At 63.2% G+C, this 8028-nt stretch carries 6 protein-coding genes and 1 pseudogene; 3 read left to right on the forward strand and 4 right to left on the reverse strand.

Annotation, left to right across the window (positions count from 1 at the left end):
* Positions 1-31 precede the first annotated feature (31 nt).
* Together PM2_RS15515 and PM2_RS15520 are read left to right on the forward strand one after the other, a co-directional pair.
* Positions 32-850, forward strand: coding sequence for an alpha/beta fold hydrolase (locus PM2_RS15515; RefSeq protein ID WP_016712667.1), 819 nt, complete (start codon positions 32-34; stop codon positions 848-850).
* 307 nt (positions 851-1157) lie between these two features.
* Positions 1158-2999 (forward strand): amidohydrolase, encoded by a 1842-nt coding sequence (locus tag PM2_RS15520; RefSeq protein ID WP_161775520.1) that lies wholly within the window; start codon positions 1158-1160, stop codon positions 2997-2999.
* 70 nt (positions 3000-3069) lie between these two features.
* On the opposite strand, the gene PM2_RS15525 is transcribed toward PM2_RS15520, so the two are convergent.
* From PM2_RS15525 to PM2_RS15535, 3 genes are all read right to left on the reverse strand, one after another.
* Complete coding sequence (locus PM2_RS15525) at positions 3070-4668, reverse strand: MFS transporter (protein WP_025755060.1); 1599 nt, start codon at positions 4666-4668, stop codon at positions 3070-3072.
* Between the two features lies 1 nt (position 4669).
* Positions 4670-5932: an OprD family porin gene (locus PM2_RS15530; protein WP_016712664.1), complete on the reverse strand. Its 1263-nt coding sequence runs from the start codon at positions 5930-5932 to the stop codon at positions 4670-4672.
* 93 nt (positions 5933-6025) lie between these two features.
* Positions 6026-6937, reverse strand: a complete 912-nt coding sequence (locus PM2_RS15535) for a LysR substrate-binding domain-containing protein (protein WP_028699243.1) — start codon at positions 6935-6937, stop codon at positions 6026-6028.
* 135 nt (positions 6938-7072) lie between these two features.
* Here PM2_RS15535 and ycaC point away from each other — a divergent pair, with 135 nt between their 5' ends.
* Complete coding sequence (ycaC, locus tag PM2_RS15540) at positions 7073-7702, forward strand: isochorismate family cysteine hydrolase YcaC (RefSeq protein WP_019096456.1); 630 nt, start codon at positions 7073-7075, stop codon at positions 7700-7702.
* A gap of 113 nt (positions 7703-7815) precedes the next feature.
* Here ycaC and PM2_RS31385 read toward each other — a convergent pair.
* Positions 7816-8028, reverse strand: a pseudogene (locus tag PM2_RS31385) (hypothetical protein); the annotation flags it as partial.

The following is an 8028-nucleotide window of genomic DNA, read 5'->3' on the forward strand; positions in this document are numbered from 1 at the left end:
TTCACCTCGACACTTTCAAGGAGATACCGTTATGAGCACCTTCGTTACCCGCGATGGCACTTCGATCTATTTCAAGGACTGGGGCAGCGGCAAGCCCGTGCTGTTCAGCCACGGCTGGCCGCTGGATGCCGACATGTGGGATTCGCAGATGGAGTTCCTGGCCAGCCGCGGCTACCGCACCATCGCCTTCGACCGCCGGGGCTTCGGCCGTTCGAGCCAGCCGTGGAACGGTTACGACTACGACACCTTTGCCGATGACATTGCCCAGCTGATCGAACACCTCGACCTGCGCGACGTCACCCTGGTGGGCTTCTCGATGGGTGGCGGTGATGTCAGCCGCTACATCGCCCGCCACGGCAGCGAGCGTGTGGCCGGGCTGGTGTTGCTGGGGGCTGTGACGCCAGTATTCGGCAAGCGTGACGACAACCCTGAGGGTGTCGACCTGTCAGTGTTCGAGGGTATCCGTGCCGGCCTGCGTGCCGACCGCGCCCAGTTCATCGCCGACTTTGCCACGCCGTTCTATGGCCTGAACCATGGGCAGCAGGTGTCCCAGGGCGTGCAGACGCAAACCCTGAACATCGCGCTGATGGCCTCGATCAAGGGCACCCTGGATTGCGTGACGGCGTTCTCCGAAACCGACTTCCGCCCGGACATGGCCAAGGTCGATGTGCCGACGCTGGTGATTCATGGCGACGACGACCAGATCGTGCCGTTCGAAACCACTGGCAAGCGGGCGGCAGAGCTGATTCGCGGGGCTGAGCTGAAGGTGTATGCCGGTGCGCCGCACGGGTTTGCGGTGACCCATGCGCAGCAGCTGAATGAGGATTTGCTGGCGTTCCTCCAGCAGTAACTGTGGGAGGCATTCGCGGGCTTGCCCGCGAAGTGGCCAGCCCAGGCAGCACAAATGTTGATCAGGGCTAACCTTCTTCAACCCACCGCACATCCATCCAAGCCTTGACCTTGCATCAACCGGCATGCTTCGCAGTCGCCCCTGCCGGCCCCAGTCGGAGAAGCTCATGTCCCAGGACCGCAACGACAAGACCCGTCGCCAGTTCCTCGCCACCAGCACCGTGCTCGGTGCAGCAGGCGCGCTCTGGTCCGCATTGCCCTTCACCGGCCAAGCCGGTTCCGCTCACGCATCCACCCAAGGAGGTTCCATGACCGCCGACCTGATTCTGTTCAACGGCAAACTGCACACCGTTGACCGCGAAAAGCCTACTGCGACCGCCGTCGCCATCAAGGATGGCCGCTTCATCGCCGTGGGCAACGACGCCGAGGCCATGGCCCACAAGGGCGCCACCACGCAAATCGTCGACCTCAAGCAGCGCACGGTCATCCCCGGCCTGAACGACTCGCACCTGCACCTGATCCGCGGTGGCCTGAACTACAACCTGGAACTGCGCTGGGAAGGCGTGCCATCGGTGGCCGATGCCCTGCGCATGCTCAAGGACCAGGCCGCGCGCACGCCGACCCCGCAGTGGGTGCGTGTGGTGGGTGGCTGGAACGAATTCCAGTTCGCCGAAAAGCGCATGCCCACCCTGGAAGAAATCAACCAGGCCGCGCCCGATACCCCGGTGTTTCTACTGCACCTGTATGACCGCGCGCTGCTCAACCGCGCCGCGCTCAAGGCCGTCGGCTACACCAAGGAAACGCCGAACCCGCCGGGTGGCGAGATCCAGCGCGACAAGTTCGGCAACCCGACCGGCATGCTCATCGCCCGCCCCAACGCGATGATCCTCTACGCCACCCTGGCCAAAGGGCCGAAGCTGCCGCTGGAATACCAGGTCAACTCCACCCGCCAGTTCATGCGTGAACTCAACCGCCTGGGCCTGACCAGCGCCATCGACGCTGGCGGCGGCTACCAGAATTTCCCCGACGACTACTCGGTGATCCAGGAGCTGGCCGACAATAACCAGCTGACCGTGCGCATCGCCTACAACCTGTTCACCCAGAAGCCCAAAGAAGAGCTGGACGACTTCAAGAAGTGGACCTCCAGCGTCAAGCTGCACAGCGGCACCGACTTCCTGCGCCACAACGGCGCGGGTGAAATGCTGGTGTTCTCCGCTGCCGACTTCGAGGACTTCCTCGAACCGCGCCCGGACCTGCCGCAAACCATGGAAGAAGAACTGGAACCGGTGGTGCGCCACTTGGTCGAGCAGCGCTGGCCGTTCCGCCTGCACGCCACCTACAACGAATCGATCACGCGCATGCTCGACGTGTTCGAGAAGGTCAACCGCGACATCCCGTTCAACGGCCTGCCGTGGTTCTTCGACCACGCCGAAACCATCACCCCACAGAACATCGAGCGCGTGCGTGCCCTGGGCGGTGGTATCGCCATTCAGGACCGCATGGCCTTCCAAGGTGAATACTTCGTCGACCGTTACGGCGCCAAGGCGGCAGAACAGACGCCGCCGATCAAGCGCATGCTCGACATGGGCGTGCCGGTAGGTGCCGGTACCGACGCCACCCGCGTGTCCAGCTACAACCCATGGACCTCGCTGTACTGGCTGGTCAGCGGCAAGACCGTTGGCGGCATGGAGCTGTACCCCGAAGGCCTCAGCCGCGACACCGCGCTGCAACTGTTCACCCAAGGCAGCGCCTGGTTCTCCAGCGAGCAGGGCAAGAAAGGCCAGATCAAGGTGGGCCAGCTGGCCGACCTGGCTGCACTGTCGCTGGACTTCTTCAGTGTTGATGAAGAGGCGATCAAGGGTATCGAGTCGGTGCTAACGATTGTCGATGGCAAAATTGTGTACGCTGCCGGCGAATTTGATCGCCTTGGTCCACCACAGGTGCCGGTACTGCCGGAATGGTCGCCGGTGGCCAAGGTGCCGGGGCACTGGCGCGTGGGTACGCCGTCGCTGGCGGCAATGGCGCACCAGTGCGTCGGGCCTTGTGGGGTGCATGCGCACAGCCATGAAAAGGCCCGGCAGTCGAGTGTGCCAGTCAACGACTTCCAGGGCTTCTGGGGCGCGTTGGGTTGTTCGTGCTTTGCGTTCTGAGCTGATGTGAAGAAGGGGCCAGTTTTTTGGCCCCTTTTTTGTGTTGCTTGTCCTGGCCCTATCGCCGGCATCAAGGGTGAGCCTTGTGCTCACCACCCGCCAACAAATGCCGAATCTTCACCTCCACCCCCTCCGTCTGCAGCATCCGCACCCGCGCCTCGATCTTCAGCTCCCCTCGGGTCACCCGATGGTGATGCCGCAAATGCTCCAGCCACGACTCTTCGAAGAAAAACTCCAGCCACAACGCCCGGTCTGCACTGTCGCGCATCAATCCCCAGGACAGTGCCCCATTGCGCTTGCGCATGGCTTCCAGCTCCCGCGTCGCCAGCTGAAACGCCTCGGCCTTGGTCGGGTCGATGTGATACTCCACCGTCACCATTACCGGCCCGCTTTCCTTGTCCATGTCATCGCCCAGCACCGGAACAGGCCAGTGCAACGACGGTGTCAGTTCTTCGGCTTCGGTTTCCGGCAGGGTTACCTTGCAGGTCAGCAACGTGCCCAGGGCCAGACCACCCGACGCCAGCAGCAGGCTCAAGGTGATCGACGCATGGCTGGCCAGCGTGCCCCACAGCAACCCGCCACACGCCATGGCACCAAAGAAGATCAGGATGTACACCGACAACGCCCGCGCCCGCACCCAGGCCGGCACCGAGGTTTGCGCCGCCACCTGCAGGTTGGACAGCACCGCGATCCACGCCGCCCCGCTGAGCAGCATCGCCGGCAGCAGCACATAGAAGTTGCGCACGAGCGCCAGCGCCAGCAGGAACAGCGCATACAGCAGGCTGGCGAACAGCACCAGGCGGTCGCGGCTGATGCGTTCGCGCAGGCGCGGCAGCAGGGTGGCGCCGGCCACCGCGCCAATGCCGATGGCCGCCAGCAGCAAGCCGAAGTCGGCAGCAGTGCCGTGCATTTCGCCGCGCACGATCAGCGGCAGCAGCGAGGTGCCGGCGCTGGCACAGAAGAAGAACGCCACGGCCCGCAGCAGCACGGCCTGCAAGGGTTTGGCACTGCGCGCGAAGCGCAGGCCGGTGCGCATGGCGCCCACGAAGCGCTCGGCTGGCAGCAGTGGCTCCTTCACCTCGCGTTTCCACAGGAACAACACCAGGATCACCCCGGCAAACGAAATCGCGTTCAAGGCAAAGGTCAGCCATGGGCCGACCATGCTCACCACCACGCCGGCCAAGGCCGGGCCAATGGCGCGAGACACGTTGATGCCCACACTGGAAATGGCCACCGCGTTGGCCAGGTCTTCCTTGCCCACCAACTCCGGTGTCAGTGCGCTCCAGGCCGGCATCATCAACGCCGTCCCGATACCCAGTGCCAGGGTCAGCACCAGCAGCAAGGTCACGTTCATCAGCCCAAGCAGGGTCAGGGCTGCCAGCACCACGGCCACGGCAGACATCCACAGCTGCACCAGCAACAGGTAGCGGCGCTTGTCGACGATATCCGCCGCTGCGCCCGCTGGCAGGGCCAGGAAGAACATCGGCAGCGAGCCGGCCACCTGGATCAGCGCCACGTGCAGCGGGCTGGCCGACAGTGTGGTCATCAACCAGCCGGCGCCCACCTCGTGCATCCAGGTGCCGATATTGGAGGCGATGGTGGCGATCCATAGCATGCGGAAGGTTGTGTTGCGCAACGGGCTCCAGGCGCCTGAAGGGGATGTGCTCATGTCAGAAGCTGCCTTTGAGTGGGTATTCGATGATCAGGTAGATACGGTCGATGTCATCGCCGGCCTGGGCCTGGTTGGCGCGATGGCTTACGTGGGAGAACGACAGGCTCAGGTCCTTGGCGGCGCCTGACTGCACCACGTATTTCAGGTCGATGTCGCGCTCCCAGTGCTTGCCGCCGTCGCCGTACTGGCCAACGTAGGCGCCGCTGGCTGGTGCATGGCTGCCGTCGATGCCCCGGCCGCTGACGTAGCGGCCCATCACGCTCAGGCCGGGAAGGCCGAGGGTGGCGAAGTTGAGGTCGTAGCGCAGTTGCCACGAACGCTCGCCCGGGCCGTTGAAGTCGGCGTACTTGATCGAGTTGGCCAGGTAGATGGAATCGCCGCCGACGAAGTCGAACGGGGTGTCGCCCTCGACCTTCTGATAGGCCAGGCTCAGCGCCTGGGCGCCGAAGCTGTACTTGGCCAGCAGGCTGTAGGCGAGGGTATCGATTGCCCCGCCACTGGCGTTGCCGGTGTCGCGGGTTTTGTAGAGATTGCCGTCCACGCGCCAGTTACCTTCGGCCAGGTTCAGGTTGAGGTAGGCCTGGCGCCAGGTGTCTTGCAGTTGCCCGGCATACAGCGCGCCACCAAACGGGCCAGTGGGCGCGAAGGTGGCGCCGGCCAGGCTGATGGCGCGGTTGTGGGTGGTGACGCCGTAGCCGCTGAAATCATCGCGGGTGGCGCTGTTGTCCTGGTTGTTGAAGGCGGTGAAACGCCCGGCCTGCAGGCGCCAGTCGGGCAGGTCGGTGTTTTCCACGAACCAGCCGGTGGCGTATTCCGGGTGCAGGCGTTTGTCGCCAGTGTCGAACACCGGGGTTTCCACGTTCATTTCGCCGTAGCGCAACTGGGTGTTGCCCAGGCGCAGCTTGAGCGCGGCGCCGGCGCTGGAATAGTCGGATTCGGCGCGGCCATTGCTGTCGCGTGGCAGCAAACCGGTGCCGGCATGGCCACGGCCGCCGTCGAGCTTCAGGCCAAGAAAACCGTGGGCATCGATGCCCACGCCAACCGTGCCTTGCGTGAAGCCCGAGCGGACCTCGCCGATGAAACCCTGTGCCCATTCCTGGCGGTAGTTCTGGCCGCTGGCAGAGGGCGAGCGAAAGTCGCTGTGCAGGAAGTAGTTGCGGCTGAGCAACGACCAGCCGGACTCATCCGCCTGGCTGAGCGCCGGGCAGAGGGCGAGCGTGGCGAGCAGGGCGCGGCCTGGTCCGTGTGTGGCGCGGATCATGGAGAGCTCCGGGGGATGATCCGGGACTGTGGAGCAAGGATAGGCCAGGGGTCTTGTAAGGGTGTGCTGGGATCTGGTTTACCTGTTCAGCACTCAAGCCATGTCGCTAATGGCGAATTCCTCAGCCAGATGATCGATCAGCGCCCGCACGGAAGGCAGCAACCCCCTTCGCGACGGGAAAATCGCATGCACGATGCCACAGCGCGGGTGCCAGTCTGGAATCAGCTCCACCAGCCGCCCCGCCGCCAGGTCCTCGCGTACTGCCACTCGCGGCAAATGCGCAATCCCCACCCCAGCCACCACGAAATGGCGCAGGGCAAACAAATCGTCAGTCACCATGCGCGGCGTATGCGGGATGACAATGCTGCGGCTGCTGTCTTCACCCTGGAGCAGCTCCCACTGGTACTCACGCTGTGCGCTGCCCCAATGCAGGCTCGGCAGCGTGCCGAGCAGCAGCGGATCGAAGCCCTTGGGCAGTTGCTCCAGGTACTGCGGCTGGCCCACCAGGCACTGGGTGCTGTTGCTCAGCACCTTCATCACCATGTCGGTGTTCTCCAATGGTGGAAAGCGCACCCGCAGCGCAATGTCGAAGCCTTCGTGCAGCAGGTCGACGCGGCGGTTGGTACTTTCAATGAACAACTCCACCTGCGGGTACTTGAGCATGTAGCGAGTCAGCATCGGCCCGACCCACGAGTTGAGCAGGGTGGTAGGGCAACTGATACGCACCAGCCCGCGCGGCTCGCTACGGTTGCGCTCGATGATCTCCGCCGCACCCTCCGCCTCCACGCGCATGGCCAGGCAGCGGTTGTAATAGGCCTGGCCGATTTCGGTGAGCGAGCAGTGCCGGCTGGTGCGGTGCAGCAGGCGCACGCCCAGGCGGTCCTCAAGGTCGGCGATGCGCCGGCTGAGCTTCGACTTGGGCATGTCCAGCGCTCGGCCTGCCGGGGCGAAACCCCCGTGCTCTACAACTTGGGTGAAGTAATAGAGGGAATTGAGGTCTTCCAATGATCGTTCTCCAAACGGAACGCTAAGGGCGATTTTCGCAGTCTAGTGCAGCAAAGGTGATGATTTTAATCTGTGCCCATCAACGCGAAACACCCCAAATAGCTGAAGAATTCATAAACCTTAGGAGCACAGACCATGAGCAAATTCACCTACAACCGCCTGAACAAAGACGACGCCGCCGTCCTGCTGGTCGACCACCAGGCTGGTCTGCTGTCGCTGGTGCGTGACATCGAACCGGACAAGTTCAAGAACAACGTGCTGGCCCTGGCTGACCTGGCCAAGTTCTTCAACCTGCCGACCATCCTCACCACCAGCTTCGAGCAAGGCCCCAACGGCCCGCTGGTGCCAGAGCTGAAAGCCCTGTTCCCGGATGCGCCGTACATCGCTCGCCCTGGCCAGATCAATGCCTGGGATAACGAGGACTTTGTGAAGGCGGTGAAGGCCACTGGCAAGAAGCAACTGATCATTGCCGGTGTGGTGACTGAGGTTTGTGTGGCCTTCCCGGCGCTGGCGGCCTTGGAAGAAGAGTTCGATGTGTTCGTGGTGACCGATGCTTCCGGCACTTTCAACGAAATGACCCGTGATGCTGCCCATGACCGCATGAGCCGGGCAGGTGCCCAGCTGATGACCTGGTTCGGCGTGGCGTGCGAGCTGCACCGCGACTGGCGCAACGATATCGAAGGGCTGGCGGCGCTGTGCTCCAACCACATTCCGGATTATCGGAACCTGATGACCAGCTACAACGCGTTGACTGCGGGTAAGTGATTAATCAGTAGCAGTACGCATAAGGCCGGCTTCCTCTGTAGGGAGCCGGCCTTTTTTGTTTGCTGTACCGGCCCTTCGCGGGTAAACCCGCGAAGAGGCCGGCACAGGCAACATCAATTCATGGGCTGTGACTCAATCCCATCCAGCAATGCCTCAACCAACCCTTCTGCCATTTCGAGTGCATTCAGGTTGCTCCAGAACAGGCTTTTGCCTGTGTCATCCAGATGCTCCAGGGCTTTATAGCCACAGTCAGGGAGGTGACCGTCGGGAGGTTGCAGAATGGCCTCCAGGTGCCTGGCGATAGATTTCTGACGCCTATGAGACCG

Source organism: Pseudomonas monteilii NBRC 103158 = DSM 14164 (assembly GCF_000730605.1).
GTDB classification, from domain to species: Bacteria; Pseudomonadota; Gammaproteobacteria; order Pseudomonadales; family Pseudomonadaceae; genus Aquipseudomonas; species Aquipseudomonas monteilii.

Bases quoted from the DNA above. Each gene is read 5' to 3' on its own strand.
- PM2_RS15515 (WP_016712667.1), top strand. From the start codon at position 32: ATGAGCACCTTCGTTACCCGCGATGGCACTTCGATCTATTTCAAGGAC.
- PM2_RS15520 (WP_161775520.1), top strand. From the start codon at position 1,158: ATGACCGCCGACCTGATTCTGTTCAACGGCAAACTGCACACCGTTGAC.
- PM2_RS15525 (WP_025755060.1), bottom strand. From the start codon at position 4,668: ATGAGCACATCCCCTTCAGGCGCCTGGAGCCCGTTGCGCAACACAACC.
- PM2_RS15530 (WP_016712664.1), bottom strand. From the start codon at position 5,932: ATGATCCGCGCCACACACGGACCAGGCCGCGCCCTGCTCGCCACGCTC.
- ycaC (WP_019096456.1), top strand. From the start codon at position 7,073: ATGAGCAAATTCACCTACAACCGCCTGAACAAAGACGACGCCGCCGTC.